Origin of the sequence: Emticicia sp. BO119, from assembly GCF_013912375.1 — a bacterium.
Classification (GTDB): Bacteria; Bacteroidota; Bacteroidia; order Cytophagales; family Spirosomataceae; genus Emticicia.
Map to the genome: position 1 here is coordinate 681,573 of NZ_JACETV010000001.1, position 18,831 is coordinate 700,403.

Below are 18,831 nucleotides of genomic sequence, written 5' to 3' on the forward strand. Positions count from 1 at the left end.
AGTGAGTTATCTACAGGCAATCAAGGCTTGTATTAAAATAATCACTAAATCACACATTCGCTCACAAACAAATAATATAAATGACCGAACAACCTGAAAATTCTTCTCCACCCAAATGGGCAGATAAACTACTTAAGGTGTTTCTGCCTGAGGATCTGGCAGAAGAACTGCAAGGTGATATGCACGAACAGTTTGAAGTGCAGGTAGAGGAGATGGGGCTGACTAAAGCACAATGGCTGTATGTGTGGGAGGTATTACGATTCTGTCGACCTTATTTTTTGAAACGTAAATTCAAGAAAAATACTAATTATTCCGACCCTGTTTCTATATTTTCACTCATTATGATACGCAATTACTTTAAAATCGCACTGCGCCATTTATGGCAAAACAAAGCCTTCACAAGCATCAACCTTTTAGGGCTTACCATTGGTACAAGTTGCTGTTTGTATATGCTTCTGTATATTAGAAGTCAGTATGGATATGATGAGCATCATGTGGCACCTCAACAATTGTACAGAGTTACCACAGAAGTAACCGAATCTGGCGGACAACCTTTTGCTATGGCACTTACTTCGCCACCTATTGCCAAGGGTTTGAAAGAGGATTTTGGAGAAGTGGCTGCTGTTACCCGACTTTTTAAAGACCCGGGAGCAGAACGTTTTCTATTAAAAAAAGAAAATGATGCTTTTTATGAAACCAAAGGCTACTATGCCGATTCTTCGTTTTTTCAGCTATTCAACTATCGATTTATAGAGGGCTCGCCAAACCGGGCCTTAAATGAACCTTTGACGGTTGTGCTTTCATCTAAAACTGCGCAGAAACTTTTTGGTAGTCAGGCGGCACTAAACCAGTCAATTAAGATTAATAATGATTTGTATAGAATTACAGGGGTTTACGACGATGCAAACGTGAAATCGCATATCAATGCGCATTTTATTATGTCTTTTAAGGCGGGCGGCATGATTGAGTACCTCAGGACAAGTAACCAATGGGTAGGCATGAATTTAGTCAATACCTATATCCGGCTAAAACCTAATACCGACGCTGAAAAGTTACAAGCCAAATTATCGCCTTTTCTTGAACGCCACGCAAAAGAGCAATTGGCGCAGGTTGGAATCAGAAAAGCCTTATTCCTTCAACCTGTTACTGATGTTCACTTGTATTCTAATCTTGATTCTGAATTAGAAAAGAATATTGAGGGGACTTTTATACGCACGCTATTATTAATTGCCATCTTGATTCAGGTAATGGCTTGTATCAATTTCATGAATATGAGTACGGCCCGTTCTATTGGTCGTGCCAAAGAAGTAGGCGTACGAAAGGTAATGGGTGCTACCCGGTTATCATTAGCCGGCCGTTTTGTTGGCGAATCAGTTTTAATGGTGAGTCTATCCATTTTGCTGGCTTTACCTTTAGTCTGGCTATTAATGCCTGTATTAAATAGCCTGTTGGATGCCGAAATTTCCATCACTTTGAGCCTTATAGGAGATTTATTCGCTATTTCAGGCATGCTGATTGTAATAACCGGATTATTGGCCAGTATATACCCTGCTTTCTATCTGAGTGCCTATCAGGCTATAGCTGTACTGAAAGGCAACTTTCAGAACCGTTATAATTCACTATCAATCCGTAAAAGTCTGGTGGTGGCGCAATTTGTTATTTCTGTCATATTGCTTACGGGAATAATTGTAATTACAAGGCAGTTGAATGTTTTTAAAAACCGGGATTTAGGTTTTGAGCAAACACAAAAAGTGATAATTCCTTTTACTACCAAAGAGGCCAGTATCCACCAGGTGGCCTTTTCTAATGAATTACGTTCAAGCCCTGCTGTGAAACAGGTGGGTGGGGCAGCTTATTACCCCTGCCATTGGCTTGGCGAAAATATGCCTCTATTTTATTATCCTTCTGCCAACAGGGAAAAAATCGGTGCAGGAGTCTGGGTCAATAAAATTGATGAAAACTTTTTATCTACGCTACATATTCCATTGATAGCCGGACGAAATCTTGCACCAGCAGATACAAACCGCCAGATAATTGTTAATGAGACTACACTACGTGAGTTTGCCATTCCATTTAAAAAAGCCATAGGCACCCGTTTATTTTTAGAATATCAAAAAATACAGGAAGAATATACAATCGTTGGTGTAGTGAAAGACTTCAATTATAGAACACTGAAAGAGCCGCTTCGTCCACTAATGTTGAAGATTGCAAAACCTGATCAACTCAAATACCTGATTGCGGATGTTGATAATGTTGCCTTAGATGATTTTAAAGAACAAATCTCTGAAAAGTGGCGGAAGCTAATTCCCACTATCCCTTTTGAGTCCACTTTGTTAGACGACGACATTCAGCAACAATATGTAGCCGAAAATACTTTACTCAATATTATTAACAGCTCTGCATTTATTGCCTTCCTCATTGCGTGTCTCGGACTTTTTGGATTAGCGACATTTACAGCAGAGCAACGAACCAAAGAAGTAGGTATCCGTAAGGTTCTGGGTGCTTCGGTTAGCAGTTTAGTAGCATTATTATCCAAAGAATTCCTGCAATTGGTGGGCATTGCCATCATCATAGCCATACCAATTGCCTGGTATGCACTCAATGAATGGCTAAAGAATTTTGCCTATCATATAGATTTGGAATGGTGGATGTTTGCTCTGGCAGGATTGCTGGCTATTTTCATCGCCTTAGCCACAGTCAGTTTTCAGGCCATCAAAGCAGCATTGGTTAATCCGGTGAAAAGTTTAAAGAGTGAGTAGTGGGTCTGTGTACCACGTCTGTACTCGTCCGAAAAAAGGCTTGGCACGCACGAGCTTAGGAAACCAAAAAATGTAAAATGATTTGTGATGCGAGCCTCTGTCTCGCATTATGGATTAAGCTATTATTTTATGACTAAACAACCTAATAATCTTTCACCTCCTCGCTGGGCAGATAAACTCCTGAATGCTTTTCTTCCTCCCGATTTGGCAGAAGAACTACAAGGAGATATGCACGAGCAGTTTGAGGCACAGGTTGAGGAGGTAGGCTTAACCAAAGCCCGATGGCTATACATATGGGAAGTACTACTATTTTGTCGGCCTTATTATTTAAAGCGCCGTCTTAATGCGCAAATTATTTCTATGAATGACTATTACTTTTTAATAAACCCTACAATGATAAGCAATTACTTTAAAATCGCCTTTCGGACTTTGTTTAATAATAAAGCCTATTCGGCCATTAATATCATCGGGCTAAGCATTGGGTTAGCCGCCGCCATGCTGATTATTCTCTATACCAAAGACGAATTAAGCTATGACAGATTTCACGCCAATAATCCGAATATATATCGGCTTACCTATCAGTCTTTCGCGCCCAAAGGAGGAATGATTTACCAGACAGGCAATACTGGCTACCTGCAAGGACCAAGGTTTGCAGCAGGAGTGCCTGAAATACAATCGTATGTCAGATATCAGGCTGAAAGGCGGGATATGAAATTGAATAATGAAATTGTGAGTCAGGAAGTATTCACTACTGATCCTGATTTTTTTAATGTTTTCTCGTTCCCACTGATAAACGGTGATGCTACTACTGCACTAAAGCAGCCTAAATCAGTTGTAGTATCAGAAAATATTGCTGAGAAAAGTTTTGGTACAGCCAACGCTTTAGGTAAAGTACTGATGGTAAAAGAAAATGATAAATTCGAACCTTACACAGTCACAGGTGTTGTCAGAAAATCTCCACAAAATTCCTCTATCAAATTTGATGTATTGTTGCCATTAAAAGCAGGTAAAGAAGAAATGGAAAATAGTGAAAACTGGCTGAGTACCTCTTTGAATACCTTTGTTCTACTTAATCCAAAGGCTGATGCAAAAGCAGTAGCTACTAAAGTAAACAGTATTTTCCAGATTGAGGCGAAAGAGGTAAGAAAATTGTATGCCGAAAAATACGAAATGAATGAGCAGTGGGTGTATTCGCTTCAACCTTTTACAGATGTCCATTTAAACAAAGACCTCAATGCCGATAATGGACTGGTAGATGCCAGTAACCCTGCTTTCTCTTATATTTTATCGGGTATAGCACTGTTTATTCTCTTGATCGCCTGTATAAATTTCGTAAACCTGTCCATAGCGAGATCAGTAAAACGAGCCAAAGAAATTGGCGTAAGAAAAGTAGTAGGAGGCGGAAGGTCTCAATTGATATTCCAGTTTTTAGGTGAGTCTTTTATGCTATGCTCTGCTGCTTTTTTATTGGCCATTCTTTTAGTTTGGTTTACGCTACCTACTTTCAATCAATTAGCTAATAAAGTGCTTATGCTTAATTATTTGCTTGATACTAAGCTTATTCTTGGATATATCGGTCTTTTCTTCCTTACAGGTTTATTAGCAGGGTTTTATCCGGCTCTGGTCTTATCCGGCTATAATCCTGTCCAAACACTTTACCAACGCTTTACTTTTTCAGGAAAAAACTACCTGCAAAAATTATTGGTTGTTGTGCAATTCTCTCTGGCTTCCTTTATGATTATTGCCGCCATCACTATTTATTCTCAGCTGAATTATCTGACCAATAAAGACTTAGGATATGACGACAAACAGGTAATAAGTCTACGAAAGCCTAACCTTACCCGCAAAGAAGCCCAATTATTGAAAGCTGAGTTGCTGAGAAACCCGGATATATTAGCAGTAGCACCTAAAAATAATGGTTTTTGGGGGACAAGCGCTAAAATCAACATAGACCAGACACTAAGTTTTGCTTATGAAACAGTTGATGAATCTTTTCTTCCCATGTTTAAGATTCCGATTGTGAAAGGCCGTAATTTTTCTCCTGATTTTCCTACTGATTCCTCTCAATCAGTCCTGGTGAATGAAGCATTTGTCAGATATGCTAACTGGAAAGACCCTATCGGTCAGACTCTGACTATTTCATATAACAATAATGAAAAATACAAGGTGATTGGTGTAGTGAAAGATTACCATTCCCGTCCGTTGAACTATGAAATCAAAGGACAAGTATTTACCATGCGGCAAGGCAACGATTACGGAAAATCATTTATAAAAGTTAAGCCAAATACAGAAACAGCCAGTTTGCAATACATAGAGAAAACCTTCAAAAAGCTTTTCCCAATGAACCCCTATACTTACCAGTTTGTCGAAGAAATTAACAAAGAGAATTATGCTGATGAGGCCAAATGGCGGCAAATTATGATTTTCGGTGCCATACTCACTATCTTCATTTCGTGTATTGGTCTGTTTGGCCTGGCAACGCTTACAGCCGAGCGCCGAACCAAAGAAATTGGTATCAGAAAAGTATTGGGCGCATCAGTAAGCAGTGTGGTTCAATTGCTCTCCTCCGATTTCATCAGGCTTGTAGGATTATCCTTAGTATTTGCATTTCCTACAGCTTATTATGCTATTGAAAAATGGCTGCAGAACTATCCTTACAGAGTAAGCATCAGTATCTGGCCTTTTGTCATAACTGCCTTGATTGCTATAATGATAGCCTTTTTCACCGTAAGCATTCAATCTATTCGTGCAGCATTAATGAATCCGATAAAAAGTTTAAAAAATGAATAAAAGTTTGTCTTGAACTGTGATTAAATTGATTAATTGATTTCACCGAATATATACCAAAACTGTAATCAATCATACAAGTAATCGTCTATTGAGAAGTTGATTGATAATACTTAGTTTAATAAATTAATTAAATCAAAACAGTCAGTTAAATCACAGTTCTGACAAAATTAACCACTTTATCGCTCAATTACTCAATGAACCGTCCAACTCCCCCAAAGTGGGCCGATAAACTGCTAAGTGCTTTTCTTCCGGAAGATTTGCTGGAAGAATTGCAGGGTGATATGCATGAGCAGTTTGAAGTACAGGCAGAAGACTTAGGACTCAAAAAAGCTCAGTGGTTATACATATGGGAAGTACTCAGGTTTTGTCGGCCTTATTTTCTGAAACGCCGTTTTGTGGAGCAATCAAATTATGCTAATTATTCTCATCCAGTTTCAATATTTTCACCCATTATGATACGCAATTACTTCACCATCGCCTGGCGGAATCTGATTCGCAATAAAGCGTTTTCCGCCATTAATATTTTCGGATTATCCATCGGCATCAGTTGTTTTATGCTTATTGCAGTTTTTGTTTACCATGAATTAAGCTATGACAGATATGTTAATAATGCCGACCAAATTTATCGAGTTAATTTAGCTGTTACCGGAAACGGAAATATAGCACTGTATCCTAATGTTGACTTCGCTGTAGGAGATGGTATAAAAAATACTTTCCCAGAGGTAAAAGACTTTACCAGAGTATCGCAAGCTGTCGACTTTGTAAAATATGAGAACAATCAGTTTAAAGAACAACACATGGCTTTTGCCGAGGCTAATTTTATTAAAATGTTCTCGATTCCTTTATTAGAAGGCAATATTGATAAGGCTTTGGTCGAGCCAAATAGCATTGTAATTTCGAAAGCTATGGCGACCAAATACTTTGGTGACCACGACCCCATTGGTAAATCTTTGCAAATAGGTACACAACTGACAGAATATAAGGTAACAGGTTTATTTGATAAAGTGCCTGATAATTCGCACTTTCATTTTGATGCCTTTTTAAGTATGTCGACCTGGCATGTAAAGAACCCTACCTGGAGTAATCTTGGTCCATATACCTATATTGAGTTAAACAAAAATACCGATGCCAAAAAACTGGAATCGAAGTTCCCGCAATTAGTGGAAAAGTATGTTGTGCCGGAGATACAACGCGATATGGGCATCAGTCTGGCAGAAGCACAGAAGTCAGTCGAGACTTTCCGTTTTTTGTTACAACCGCTTACGAAATTACATTTATATGGTGGCACAAAATATGAATTAGAACCCGGCGGAGATATACAATACATCTATATTTTCTCGGCTTTGGCAGTGTTTATCCTGCTACTGGCTTGTGTCAATTTTACTAATCTATCAACGGCGCAATCGGCTAAACGTTCAAAAGAAGTGGGTATCCGTAAGGTACTTGGTTCTATTAAAAAGCAATTAATCTTGCAGTTTCTTGCTGAATCTGTCTTGCTGACTTCTTTTGCTATGTTATTTGCCTATTTGTTGATCTTTTTATTTCTGCCATATTTCAATCAATTGGCCAATAAAAATGTGAGTTTCTTGTTTTTTCTTGATTATAAGGTAATAGCATCGCTTTTTCTGGTAAGTTTCGTATCTGGTATAATTGCGGGTATTTATCCTGCTTTCTTTTTATCGTCTTTTGGTATTATCAAGACATTAAAAGGTATGCTGTTTACAGGTGGTAAGCAGAAAAAACCTTTGCAAAGTAGCCTGATTGTCTTCCAGTTTTCGGTTTCTACTTTATTGATTATTGCTACTATTGTTGTGTATCAGCAATTACAACACATGCAGAACAAAAAACTGGGTTATGATAAAGACCAAGTTATATTTATGCCTGACTCACGTGTATTAGGAGGCAATCAACTGGCATTTCAGGAACAATTAAAACGAGATAACAGGGTAGTTTCAGCCAGTATTTCGCGCATGGTTCCGGGTAATTCTAACTTGAATGGTACCCAGATACACCCAGTAAATGAGAATGGCAATGGTGTAGAGATCCATATTGATATTTTTAATATAGACTACGACTATATCAATACGCTGGGCATGAAAATTAAGCAAGGAAGAGCTTTTTCAAAAGAGTTCTCGACAGATTCTTCAGGAGTAATTATTAATGAATCTGCCGTGCGTGAATTGGGTTGGGCAAATAAGAACCCGATTGGTCGAAGCATCGTGCGTTCAGGCCAACAGGAGTATAAAGTTTTGGGTGTTGTGCAAGATTTCAATTATACTTCAGTGAAGCAAAAAGTAGCTCCGGCTATGATGATGCTCGGAAGAAACTACGGCGGCATGGTTATCAAAATTAATACAACCGATATTGAGGGCTTTATGATTGACCTTAAAAAGCAATGGGATAGCTTCAATCCGGCAGGGCCTATGGAGTATTATTTCCTTGATGAAAAGTTTGCAGCCCTTTATGATAGTGAGCAACGGACACAAAAGATATTTTCGGCCTTTGCGTTTCTGGCAATTATCATTGCCAGCCTGGGATTGTTTGCCTTGTCGACCTTCATGATGGAACAGCGCAAAAAAGAAGTGGGTATCAGAAAAGTATTAGGCGCATCTGTAAGTGGTATTGTGCAATTGCTGGTAAAGGACTTTCTTATACTGGTAATCATTTCAATTCTGATTGCATCACCATTAGCATGGTATGCTATGAATCAATGGCTGGAAGACTTTGCCTATAAAATAGACTTGCAGTGGTGGATGTTTGCCCTGGCAGGCATTTTAGCGATTGTTATTGCCATACTTACAGTGAGCTTTCAGGGTATCAAAGCCGCTTTGATGAATCCGGTGAAGAGTTTGAAGAGCGAGTAATTTTTTGGTATAAATCGGACAGCATGGGTTAAAGGGTTAGGAGTGTAATTTTAAATTTTTCTCCTACATCTTCTACCCCATGCTTTTATTATTTTAAATTTTTTTAATAATTATGGATTATTTTATAATTTTTTAATTTTGTTTCGTTTATATATACGTACTTTAGCAGACTTTTAGTTAAAAAGTAAAATAAATTGTAATTAAAGCAAAAGGCCTCTTGATTTAGGGGTCTTTTTGTTTGTAGCAAATCAGTCTTTTTACTTTGATTATGATTTCCAACTTTAAATAATTATTTCTTGTCCGATTTGCCCCTTTTATTTGTCGTTTTTGTACCGTTGAGATTTCGCTAATGAATGATAATTTTGTAGTACAAAAAATTAGATTCTAATCAATGCAACCAGTAGAAGTAAATCATTCTCCACTCACAACCAAAAACATTAGCCGTACCGAATTTATTGCTATGATGGCCTGTATTGAGCTACTTACGGCATTGGCAATTGATATTATGCTTCCCACCTTTGACGCCGTTAGGCAGGAGTTTCATTTAGGTACAGAATCAACAGCAACTGCAAGGCTCGTGACCTTTTTCTTTTTCGGGCAATTCTTTCAGTTAATTTTTGGCCCTATGGCAGATAAGTACGGACGTATTCCAGTGATAAGAGCAGGCTTTATACTTTACCTGAGTGGTTGTATTGCCACGGTGTTAGTACCCAATATGTTCTGGTTACTAATGGCTCGTTTTATAATGGGTATTGGTTCATCAGCAATGTTTGTTAGCGTTATGGCTTGCGTGCGTGACAGATTTGCAGGAAATGAAATGGCTCATGCTATGTCAATGATTTTTACCATATTTCTCATTGTTCCGGTTTTAGCTCCTTTATTAGGGGGATTTATATTGTCAGTAAGTAACTGGCAGACAGTGTTTCTGACACCAGCTGCTTTTGCAATTATTATTTTTATCTGGTCATTACGTTTATCGGAATCTTCACCTTCGCAACAACTCTCAGGTGCAAATATGTTGGCTGTTTTTCAATCTTTCAGAGAAGTATTCAGTAATAAAATATTTATTCGTTATACTGCTATTTCTACTATTCTTTTTGCTGCTTTCAGTTCTTATGTAAGCAGTTCTGAGCGAATCGTAGGCACTCTTTACCAGCAGCCTCATTTGTTTATTTATATCTTTGGGGCAATCGGGCTTTGCATGAGTATATTTACCTTTCTGAATGCCCGTCTGGTTGGGTGGCTTGGTGCACACCATACCTTACGTTTGCTACTATACATTTATGTTTCTTTGGCAATTCTATTATTGACTTTAACAATTGGGTCTACTGAACCTATTCATCTATTTGTCTTATTTACTATTGTTGGGCTTTTGCAGAGTATTAATATTGCTATTGAACCCAATAGTAGTTCTCTGGCACTTGAGCCTATGGGTCATAAAGCAGGAATGGCGGCTTCTATCTATGGTACATCATATCTGGTAGTAGGAGCTTTTGGAGGATCTTTAATTGATGCCATGTTGGTGCATTCAGTTATTCCGCTTACTATCGCTTATTTTGTAGGCGGAGTGATTGCTTTGATATTGTTCAGTACGGAGCAGAAGAAAATGAGGAATTAACTGATGACATAAATTATGAACTAAGTATTCAGGCTTTTTGTAATCCAGGCAGAACCAGATTTTTGTCAATATCAGGATGATCAAAATTTGTGGCATCGGCTAACTTTGCAAAAGCAGCCTTCTTCTCATTATTTTCTCCTTTGTTAAAAACTGAAAAGGTTTTCCAGTCTACTACTGCTACATTTCTTACTCTATCAATAATTCCTCCACTATCTAATTTTAGTGCATCTAATCTATAATCATAAATAAGCTCAAGACATACTGAAGGTTGATTTTTGGGATAGAAAGTCCAGGTAATTTTCATAAAAAAGAATTTTGATGCGCAAATTTAATCAAATCTGGTATTTACCTGTGAGTGAAATCCAGAGAAGATTTTGTTTACCATTGAATAAAATTAGTGGTTAATAGCACTACTTCAATTCAAAATAATACTATAAAACTTTTAAACTCTTAACATGAACAATTAATTTTGGAGGTGGTTAATAGAGAGATTAGTCCACGAATGTCAATTATCTATGCTTTTATGAAAAAGATTTTCTTTTTAGTACCTGGATTCTTTTTGTTCTCATTTACGCTATCTGCACAAGAGGTAAGTTCATTCCTGCTGAAAAAGCTAATAAGGGTAAAGTCTGTTATAGTTGATGATAAAAGTAAGCAATATAACGTATATGGTGGTGGATTTTTAATAAATGGTAAATATCTGGCTACGACTTATAGTGTTTATCGTCCTACTGGTTTTACCAAAAAGCCTAAGAGAGTGGTGGTATATTACAACTACACAGTAGATGAAAAACACAATCTGAAATGGGATTCAGTTGATGTAGACTTACTATACAAATATGTTGGCAAGCAATATGATTTTTCGAAACATGTGTTTCAGGAGGGTAAATTAGAGACTGATTTTATTGTTTTAAAACTAAAACGTGTGGTTTCGGTAAAAACCAACAATTTTAACACAGAAGCCAACCTGCCGAAATATACACAGATGCCTACACTGGCTTTTGATAACTTAAATGGAAATCTAAGAAATGATACCTTGATTTATCTGTTTCCACAATTTTATAACAATGTAAAAGAATCGTATCAGTTAGTACTATTCGGCTTTTCTAAAACTGGGTTTTCCGGTTCCCCAATTTACAATTTGAACGGGGAGATAACCGGTATTATACAGTTTGGTTTAGCAGGAATTAATGAGCCATATATAGATGCATTAAGCAAAGCAGGGTGGCTCACAAACGATGATATATTGGCTATCAGGCGAGGTTATATTGAGTTTGATCCTCGCAACTTCGTCTTTGGGACTAATATCAAGTATTTTTTAGAAAAGTATCTGGTAGGGTTTAAGTAGCTTCTATATTTATTTAAAAAACTGTAGAATACCTACCCCCTCAGTTATTATGGCATAGAAATTTTTATTCGTTGAGTATTCAATCAACAAAAAAACATTCAATGTCATGAAAACGTTAAAAGTATTATGTTTAGGTCTGATAACTCTTTTTGGGTTTCAGGCATGTGATAAAGAAGAAGAAGAGGTTTCGATAGAACCAGTTACAATTTCAGATCTCACTTGTCCGAGTGCTGTTTTTTCAGGAACAGCAAAGGCAGGCGTTACCTATAATGGGGTTTTTACTGTCCCTTACACAGGTGGAGATGGGAATAGTTATACTTCTGATAATGGAGTGTCGTCTACGGGGGTAACTGGTTTATCCGCCGTTTTAGTACCGGGCACATTAGCCGTAGGTTCCGGTGTGGTTACCTATACAGTAGCAGGAACACCTTCTGCAGGAGGAATAGCATCATTCGTGATTAATTTTGGCGGCCAATCCTGTACAGTTGCATTCCCGGTTACTGAATCTTCAACAACACCTGTACCACCTGTTGGAGAGTAATTAGAACATAATATATTGCAAGCTCAAACCCCTTTTACAGAGGCTTTCTTGTAGATACTTACTTCAGAATTATATTTAATGAAGTATATTTTCCTGTAAAAACTTAAAGAAAATTAATCCTTTTTAAAATGGCTACCTGTCTTTCTTTTTTACGAGTACCTGATATTGAGAAAACACTCAACTGGTATCTGAATTTAGGTTTTAAATGTATGGGTACTCATGCCGAACCCGGCTGTGGGTTAGACTGGGCTTTACTTGACTGGGATGGCGCGCGATTTATGTTGTATCCAGATCAAAGAGAACATGTTGAAACAACCAAAGATGCAGGTTTGTATATTACGGTTGATTCGATTGATTCCCTGATTGAACCTGTTAAGAATCAGGCAGAGATAATTGAAATAAATCCTGAAACCGACTATGGTATGAAAGAAATCGTGTTTAAAGATTTAAACGGTTTTCAGGTTACGTTTGGGTGCGATGTTTAATCATTTTTTCATATTTTAAAACCGGAGGGTCATATTTATCGTAAATAAAAAAAATCGTGCAACAGAATCACACGATTTTCCTAATAGTATTACAATAAATAAATCAATCCATGTGCCCATGGAATTTGACCATTAATTTTAAAAGTTTTTTCTCTTAAATGCAAGAAAAACTAATGAAACTTCATATTTTGGCTTGCAAGTAAATCCTTTTGTTTTGGTTATTGGCTGATACAAATCAGTCGTTGGCTAAGCTTTAAAGACAATTTTACTCTTAGTTTAAATATTCTGTTATATCTTCTTTCCCGGTTCAAGGTCAATAGTAGTTTTTCAATTCTCTTACTTCTGGTTTCTTGAGTTTTAGCCTTCTCGATTGGAATTGTAAATCTTTTTATTTCTGTTGGAAAGCGTTCAATTAACTTTAATACTTTTGCACTTTTATTTAAAGCTTCTCCGAATTCATATGGAAGTTCTACCATACGAGGATAATTATCTGTGACGATAGTTATTATTACGGTGTCACCACTTTTAATGCCTGCTTTTTTTTCTTACTACCGCACTAACAGGTAGCACGAATGCCTCATCCACTGTGGTAGTAGTACTCAGATAAGTATAATTATTGATAGTAACTTTTACGGCAGATTTATTACTACTACTTTCATTGATAACTGTTATTGAGGAATGGGATTTTTTAAGTTTTAAGTGGCCTATTATTGTTGTAGTACTTGCATAAGTTCTGTACTTAATCAATTTTATGAAAGAGGGCAACTGCCGGACATGAGAGTATAACAGAGTAAGTTTGAAATAAGAATTAATTTTCAATTTGGCTGGTGGGCTATTAAATAGTATCTTTTCGGAAAAATCTGAGTCTAAGAATTTAATAGAGAGATTACAGTAAATTGAAATACTAAATTTGCGATTTCCTGCTTAATAGTAATACATAATTCTAACAACCACCAATAAAATATGAAAGCGTTTCTGGCAGAATTAGTGAATCTTCATAAAGGAGAACAGGAAAAAAATAAGACATTAATAGACGTAAAAAGGAATATTTCGTTCAGAGGAACAAATCTCTGGGCTTTAGTATGCGCGATAATCATAGCTTCTGTAGGTCTAAATATTAATTCCACCGCAGTAATTATTGGTGCTATGCTCATTTCACCTTTAATGGGTCCTATTGTTGGCACAGGCTTCGCTTTAGGTATTTATGATTTTGATTTGCTGAAAAGATCGTTGAAAAATTTGATGATTGCCACTATTGTAAGTCTCATAGCCTCTACAGTTTATTTTTTTATAAGTCCGTTTAAAGAGGCTCAATCAGAGCTTTTAGCTCGCACTTCACCCAATATTTATGATGTTATGATTGCTTTTTTTGGCGGGTTAGTTGGTGTGATATCTATTACCAGAGTCGAGAAGGGCAATCCTATTCCTGGAGTAGCTATTGCTACAGCCCTAATGCCTCCATTATGTACCGCTGGTTTTGGACTGGCTAATGGCAAGTGGACTTATTTTTTCGGAGCATTTTATCTGTATTTTATCAACTGTGTATTTATTTGTATTTCCACATTAGTAATTGTGAAGTATCTGAAATATCCTGTTAAGGAAGATATAGATGAAAGGCACGAGAGACAGGTAAAATACAGTATTTCATTTATAATTATTATTATGCTTTTGCCAAGTGCCTATTTTGCTTATTCATTATTTGAAAAGCAGCAGTTCGAACAACGGATAAATACGTTTATTGAAAAGGAATTCACTAATAAGGGTCAGACAGTCATTTATAAAAAAAGCTCATATAATCGAGTTCGTAAAACACTTGAATTAGCATTTTTAGCAGATACATTTACGAATCAAGATATTAAAGAAATAAACCGTCAACTCCTGCATTATGGGCTGTTAAATACAAAAGTAATTATCAGGCAGAATACCAGTTTGCAGAACCTTAAATCTGATATTAATAATGAAATTTCGAAAAATCAAAGCGAACTTATAGCTAAGCAGCAACGCATAACTTTACTCGAAAAAGAATTGAAAAGTAAGGAGTCGGATAGCAAAAAAATGTTTACCGAAGCAAATGTTTTATTTCCGACAATTAATTCCTTATCAATGACAAAACAACAGTTTTACGGAAAAGTAGACACAACTATAATAATCCCTGTATTAATTTACCAGGCAAACAGACCTTTAAACAATCGGGATTTGATTAAACTTTCGAATTGGGTAAAACAAAGAAATAATCTTAATAATCTTAAAGTGCTTTACTCAAAGTAAACGTTGCTTTACCAAGGCTAAAATGAATACTTTTGGCTTCAGTAAAGCAACTAAACCTTCTTGAAATCTACTCCATCACCATCTCTGCATGCTCGTTTGTTTCTATTTTCTTACCACCTGCAAATAGCAGGAGTAGTGGTAAACAGAGTAAGAAAAAAGCACCTATCACCAGAAAAGTGTCGGCATAAGTTAATACTAATGCCTGCCGGACAATACTTCCGTACAACATCTTGTATGCCTTTTCTGTGGCTGTAATAAGGGCATCACCTTTTGATAAAAACAAAGACGTGTATTGTTTGAGTCTTTCAACTGATACAGGATTATATATGGATAAATTATCCCCGAGGCGATTCGTATGAAAGACAGTACGCGTAGAGATATACGTTGTCATAATGGCTGTGCCAAAAGTACCTCCCAACTGTCGAACCATACTTGACAGAGCAGAACCCTGAGCCATTTTGGCGGGTTCAAGATCAGCTACGGTAATCGTCATCAGTGGTATAAAAATTAAACCCATACCAATCCCGCGAATCATCAAAGGCCAGAAGAAATCTTCAGGGCCAGTAGATAAACTCAACCCTGATAAATCATAGCAGAAGGCTACGAATAATCCGAAACCAATTGCCGCATACCAGATAGGGGACATCAGATTTTTACGCATAATAACACCCACCATAAGCATCATAAATCCTGTAACAATAGATCCTGGCATGAGCAGAAGCCCTGTCTGACTTGCTGTAAAACCAAGGATAGTCTGGCAGAAAACCGGAATAATAAATACAGAGGCAAATAGGCCAAATCCTAAAATAAAATTAAACAGGTTAGCAACTGCGAAACGCCTGCTGGAAAGTAGTCTTAAATCCAGAATTGGTATGTGCGCAATAATTTGCCTCCATATAAAACCTGCTAACCCAACCACTGCAATTAGGGTCATTACAACAATAAAACCCGAATCAAACCAGTCCTTTTCGTGTCCTTTTTCCAGAATAATCTGTAAACCGCCTACACCCATTACTAATAATACTAAGGCAAACCAGTCCATCTTTCCAGCAGGAATAGGCTCAGTGGGTTCTTTAATATAGCTGAAAGTAAGAAATGTTGCCAATATCCCAAACGGAATATTAATGTAGAATACCCAACTCCATGAAAGGTGGTCTGTTATATATCCGCCTAAAGTTGGCCCGATTGATGGGCCGATGATAACGCCCATGCCAAAAATGGCATTGGCTAACCCAAGGTCTTCTTTAGGAAAAGTCTGAATCAGGATTGCTTGTGCTGTGGTTAACAAACCACCACCTCCGATGCCTTGTACAACACGAAAAAATACCAATTCCCAAACATCAGTCGACAATCCACAAAAAACAGACGAGATCGTAAATATAATAATAGAAGCGGCGAAGTAATTACGACGGCCGAGCTTGGCACTTAACCAACCCGACATGGTAATCATGATAGCACTGGCAGCTGCATAGCCTGTAACAACCCAACTGATGTCCCCCAACGATGCACCCAGATTACCCATCATCTGGTTCAAGGTTACGTTTACAATTGAGGAGTCAATGGTTTGCAAGAGCGCCGCAGTAGTAACGGTTATCACAATTATCCACTTATCAAATCCAATATTCATATGGTTATTTCTTTTGAATGTCAACAGCTACAGATACGCTCAATCCTGGACGTAGCCTGGCAAAAACCGGACTGTTTTTATCTAACTCAATTCGAACTGGTACACGTTGTACTACTTTTACGTAATTGCCAGTGGCATTGTCAGGTGGTATTAACGAAAACTTCGCACCGGTTGCCCCCGCAAATGATTCAACCTTCCCGGTCAGGTTTTCTTTACCATAAGCATCTATATCTACATTTACTGTTTGCCCAATTTCCATTTCTGTCAATTGAGTTTCTTTAAAATTAGCAGTTACCCATAAGTCGCCAGTATTCACAATAGAACAAAGTGCTTGCCCTGGTTGAATCAATTGACCTACTTGTACCGAACGTTTAGATACAACACCTGATGCCGGAGCTAATACAACTGTATAAGACAATTGTAGTTTAGCAAGGTCTAATTCTGCCTGTCGCTGTTTGGCAGTTGCTTGCGCCACACCAATCTGGCTTTCTACAGCCTTCCGCTGCGAATTGGTAACGCCTGTTTGAGAAGTAGCTGCATTTACCTGCAATTGCGCTGTTTCTAATTGGGATTGTGCTGCTTGAAGAGCGGCCAATGCAGCATCACGTTCAGCCAGAACATTATCAAATTGTTGTTGAGGAATTGTTTTTTCCGTTAATAGACGACTATAGCGGTCAAAATCGTTGGTAGCTTTTTTCAAACGAATCTGTGCAGCGGTTACATTGGCTTGTGCCGTTGCTACCTGATTACGGGCTGTTTGTACATTGGCTTGTGAACTTTGAATGGTAGCTGAAGCCACACCAATATTAAACTGACTTACCCCTCCGGTTGCCACCGCAGTTTGTAAGGCTGCTTCAGCCTGCGCTACACGAATTTTATAATCAGCATCATCAATCACAAAAAGTGTATCACCCGCTTTTACAAACTGATTATCCCTGAAACGAATTGCTTTAATATATCCTCCGATTTTTGGTGTCACAGGGTCAACATTCCCATCAATTTGCGCATCATCGGTGGTTTCGTAACGTTGTAGGTACTGGATTTCTTTGTATCCATATATAAGTGCAGCAATCAAAACTATTGCACCCACCACTCTGATAATTATCTTGGTATTCATGATTTTTTTGTATAAAATAATGTGTTTTTAGATATTTAAGATTCCTATCTCTATTCTGTTCACTGAAACAGAAAGGAGGAGTAAGTAAGCTGGACTAATTTTCACCTGTAGCTTTCAAAAGTCTTTCATAGGCTAATCGGCCATCAACTTTTGAGTTAATTAGGTTTAATTGTGCTTGTAATAAAAAACTGTTGGCATCAAGCAATTCAGTAGAACCTACAAGCCCATTACGAAAACGGGATTCTATCAGTCGGTAATTCTCCTGAGCTTGTTGAAGGGCGGTAACAATCACCTTTTGTTGCTCAACAGCTAACTCATAATTATGATAGGCAGTCACTACTTCTGTATGAACCTGGTCCGTCTGGTGTTGCCCTTGCAAAATAGTTTCATTAATAGAAGCTTTGGCAGTATTCATACGCCCTTTCAGATTATAAAGCGAGCCAATATTATAAGAAACCCCCAACCCAATATTCCACGCATTGATAAAAGTATTTGCCTCAGGAATAAAATTGGCATTCGGATTAACATAATTATATCCTGCTGAAAGACCTATATGGGGATATTTATTGCTTTTAATCAGGCGTAACTGCGCATCAGCCGATTGCTGGCGTAAGGCATTTGCTTGTAATTCAGGACGCCTCTGAGATGCCAGTAACAAGAAACTGTTCAAAGTTTCAAGTGCCACAGGAGTACTACTTAGGGTAGTATCAACTCCAATAGCTTGTATGTCATCAACACCAATTAAAAGGCCAAAATTATACAGGGCTGTTTCCCTGGCTTTTTCAACTTGCAAACGATTCAATTCCAGATTATGTTTTTGTAATTGTAGTTTCAATACTTCATTAGGTAATATTATTCCTTCTTTTTCTAAATTTCGCGCATCTTTTTCGCGTGCCTCAAACTGCTGAATGTTCTGGTTAATAATATCAGTTGAGCGGCTCAGTTTTACGATAGTATAGTAGGCTTCAGTAACAGCATAAACTAATTCCTGCCGATTGCGCTGTACATCTAATTTACTCGCATGAACCAGTAAATCTGCCGATTGCTGGGCTGCCTTTTCAGCAAACCCTCCAAACAATTCCTTTTTAACTGAGACAGCACCCATTGTAGCACTGAATCCACCTTTCGGAAGCCCAAACAAAGGCTTCCCGTCTTCGCCTTCACCAAAGGCAAAAGGCGTAATAAGACTAAAACGCGAGTAGGAGAGGGAAGCACTCGCTTGTGGTAACTTGCGGTCTTTTACTTCTTGCGCATGAGCTTCGTTGTTTTCAACACGCAAATTTGCTGCTTTGAGGCCTTTGTTATTCTGGATTGCCAGGTCAACAGCCTTACTCAAAGGCATTTGTGCCGATTGAGCAATGACACTTCCAAAACTCAAGCAAACAAATGCAATAGTTGTGATGTAATGTTTCAT

At 37.7% G+C, this 18,831-nt stretch carries 14 protein-coding genes; 8 read left to right on the forward strand and 6 right to left on the reverse strand.

Annotation, left to right across the window (positions count from 1 at the left end; genetic code table 11):
• The first annotated feature begins 80 nt into the window (after nt 1–80).
• The 4 genes from H1R81_RS02980 (at nt 81) to H1R81_RS02995 (ending at nt 10,031) form a co-directional block, all read left to right on the forward strand.
• Nucleotides 81–2,759 carry an ABC transporter permease gene (locus H1R81_RS02980; RefSeq protein ID WP_181839188.1) on the forward strand — a complete coding sequence of 893 codons (2,679 nt, stop codon included), beginning with the start codon at nt 81–83 and terminating at the stop codon, nt 2,757–2,759.
• 129 nt (nt 2,760–2,888) lie between these two features.
• Nucleotides 2,889–5,549 carry an ABC transporter permease gene (locus H1R81_RS02985; RefSeq protein ID WP_181839189.1) on the forward strand — a complete coding sequence of 887 codons (2,661 nt, stop codon included), beginning with the start codon at nt 2,889–2,891 and terminating at the stop codon, nt 5,547–5,549.
• 194 nt (nt 5,550–5,743) lie between these two features.
• The gene (locus H1R81_RS02990; RefSeq protein ID WP_181839190.1) at nt 5,744–8,413 is read left to right on the forward strand and encodes an ABC transporter permease; all 2,670 of its coding nucleotides are present in this window, start codon (nt 5,744–5,746) and stop codon (nt 8,411–8,413) included.
• Between the two features lie 391 nt (nt 8,414–8,804).
• On the forward strand, nt 8,805–10,031 hold the full coding sequence (locus H1R81_RS02995; RefSeq protein ID WP_181839191.1) for an MFS transporter: 1,227 nt from the start codon (nt 8,805–8,807) through the stop codon (nt 10,029–10,031).
• 28 nt (nt 10,032–10,059) lie between these two features.
• On the opposite strand, the gene H1R81_RS03000 is transcribed toward H1R81_RS02995, so the two are convergent.
• Nucleotides 10,060–10,335 (reverse strand): hypothetical protein, encoded by a 276-nt coding sequence (locus tag H1R81_RS03000; RefSeq protein ID WP_181839192.1) that lies wholly within the window; start codon nt 10,333–10,335, stop codon nt 10,060–10,062.
• 219 nt (nt 10,336–10,554) lie between these two features.
• Between H1R81_RS03000 and H1R81_RS03005 the strand changes: the two genes are divergently transcribed.
• From H1R81_RS03005 to H1R81_RS03015, 3 genes are all read left to right on the forward strand, one after another.
• A complete protein-coding gene (locus tag H1R81_RS03005; protein ID WP_181839193.1) occupies nt 10,555–11,379 on the forward strand; it encodes a hypothetical protein in 825 nt (274 codons plus the stop codon).
• 106 nt (nt 11,380–11,485) lie between these two features.
• Nucleotides 11,486–11,920 (forward strand): hypothetical protein, encoded by a 435-nt coding sequence (locus tag H1R81_RS03010; RefSeq protein WP_181839194.1) that lies wholly within the window; start codon nt 11,486–11,488, stop codon nt 11,918–11,920.
• Nucleotides 11,921–12,048: 128 nt separating this feature from the next.
• Entirely contained in the window at nt 12,049–12,405 is a 357-nt protein-coding gene (locus tag H1R81_RS03015; RefSeq protein ID WP_181839195.1) for a VOC family protein, read from the forward strand.
• Nucleotides 12,406–12,623: 218 nt separating this feature from the next.
• Here the strand turns inward: H1R81_RS03015 and H1R81_RS03020 are convergent, their stop codons facing one another.
• Nucleotides 12,624–12,881 (reverse strand): YdeI/OmpD-associated family protein, encoded by a 258-nt coding sequence (locus tag H1R81_RS03020; protein WP_181839196.1) that lies wholly within the window; start codon nt 12,879–12,881, stop codon nt 12,624–12,626.
• 49 nt (nt 12,882–12,930) lie between these two features.
• Nucleotides 12,931–13,152 (reverse strand): hypothetical protein, encoded by a 222-nt coding sequence (locus H1R81_RS03025; protein ID WP_181839197.1) that lies wholly within the window; start codon nt 13,150–13,152, stop codon nt 12,931–12,933.
• 216 nt (nt 13,153–13,368) lie between these two features.
• On the opposite strand from H1R81_RS03025, the gene H1R81_RS03030 reads away from it, so the two are divergent.
• Entirely contained in the window at nt 13,369–14,673 is a 1,305-nt protein-coding gene (locus H1R81_RS03030; protein WP_181839198.1) for a TIGR00341 family protein, read from the forward strand.
• Between the two features lie 67 nt (nt 14,674–14,740).
• On the opposite strand, the gene H1R81_RS03035 is transcribed toward H1R81_RS03030, so the two are convergent.
• From H1R81_RS03035 to H1R81_RS03045, 3 genes are all read right to left on the reverse strand, one after another.
• Nucleotides 14,741–16,300 carry a DHA2 family efflux MFS transporter permease subunit gene (locus H1R81_RS03035; RefSeq protein WP_181839199.1) on the reverse strand — a complete coding sequence of 520 codons (1,560 nt, stop codon included), beginning with the start codon at nt 16,298–16,300 and terminating at the stop codon, nt 14,741–14,743.
• Between the two features lie 4 nt (nt 16,301–16,304).
• A complete protein-coding gene (locus H1R81_RS03040) occupies nt 16,305–17,417 on the reverse strand; it encodes an HlyD family secretion protein (protein WP_181839200.1) in 1,113 nt (370 codons plus the stop codon).
• Nucleotides 17,418–17,511: 94 nt separating this feature from the next.
• Entirely contained in the window at nt 17,512–18,831 is a 1,320-nt protein-coding gene (locus H1R81_RS03045) for a TolC family protein (RefSeq protein ID WP_181839201.1), read from the reverse strand.

Excerpts from the sequence above, each read along its gene's own strand:
- H1R81_RS02980 (WP_181839188.1), top strand. The coding sequence starts at position 81 with ATGACCGAACAACCTGAAAATTCTTCTCCACCCAAATGGGCAGATAAA.
- H1R81_RS02985 (WP_181839189.1), top strand. The coding sequence starts at position 2,889 with ATGACTAAACAACCTAATAATCTTTCACCTCCTCGCTGGGCAGATAAA.
- H1R81_RS02990 (WP_181839190.1), top strand. The coding sequence starts at position 5,744 with ATGAACCGTCCAACTCCCCCAAAGTGGGCCGATAAACTGCTAAGTGCT.
- H1R81_RS02995 (WP_181839191.1), top strand. The coding sequence starts at position 8,805 with ATGCAACCAGTAGAAGTAAATCATTCTCCACTCACAACCAAAAACATT.
- H1R81_RS03000 (WP_181839192.1), bottom strand. The coding sequence starts at position 10,335 with ATGAAAATTACCTGGACTTTCTATCCCAAAAATCAACCTTCAGTATGT.
- H1R81_RS03005 (WP_181839193.1), top strand. The coding sequence starts at position 10,555 with ATGAAAAAGATTTTCTTTTTAGTACCTGGATTCTTTTTGTTCTCATTT.
- H1R81_RS03010 (WP_181839194.1), top strand. The coding sequence starts at position 11,486 with ATGAAAACGTTAAAAGTATTATGTTTAGGTCTGATAACTCTTTTTGGG.
- H1R81_RS03015 (WP_181839195.1), top strand. The coding sequence starts at position 12,049 with ATGGCTACCTGTCTTTCTTTTTTACGAGTACCTGATATTGAGAAAACA.
- H1R81_RS03020 (WP_181839196.1), bottom strand. The coding sequence starts at position 12,881 with ATGGTAGAACTTCCATATGAATTCGGAGAAGCTTTAAATAAAAGTGCA.
- H1R81_RS03030 (WP_181839198.1), top strand. The coding sequence starts at position 13,369 with ATGAAAGCGTTTCTGGCAGAATTAGTGAATCTTCATAAAGGAGAACAG.
- H1R81_RS03035 (WP_181839199.1), bottom strand. The coding sequence starts at position 16,300 with ATGAATATTGGATTTGATAAGTGGATAATTGTGATAACCGTTACTACT.
- H1R81_RS03040 (WP_181839200.1), bottom strand. The coding sequence starts at position 17,417 with ATGAATACCAAGATAATTATCAGAGTGGTGGGTGCAATAGTTTTGATT.
- H1R81_RS03045 (WP_181839201.1), bottom strand. The coding sequence starts at position 18,831 with ATGAAACATTACATCACAACTATTGCATTTGTTTGCTTGAGTTTTGGA.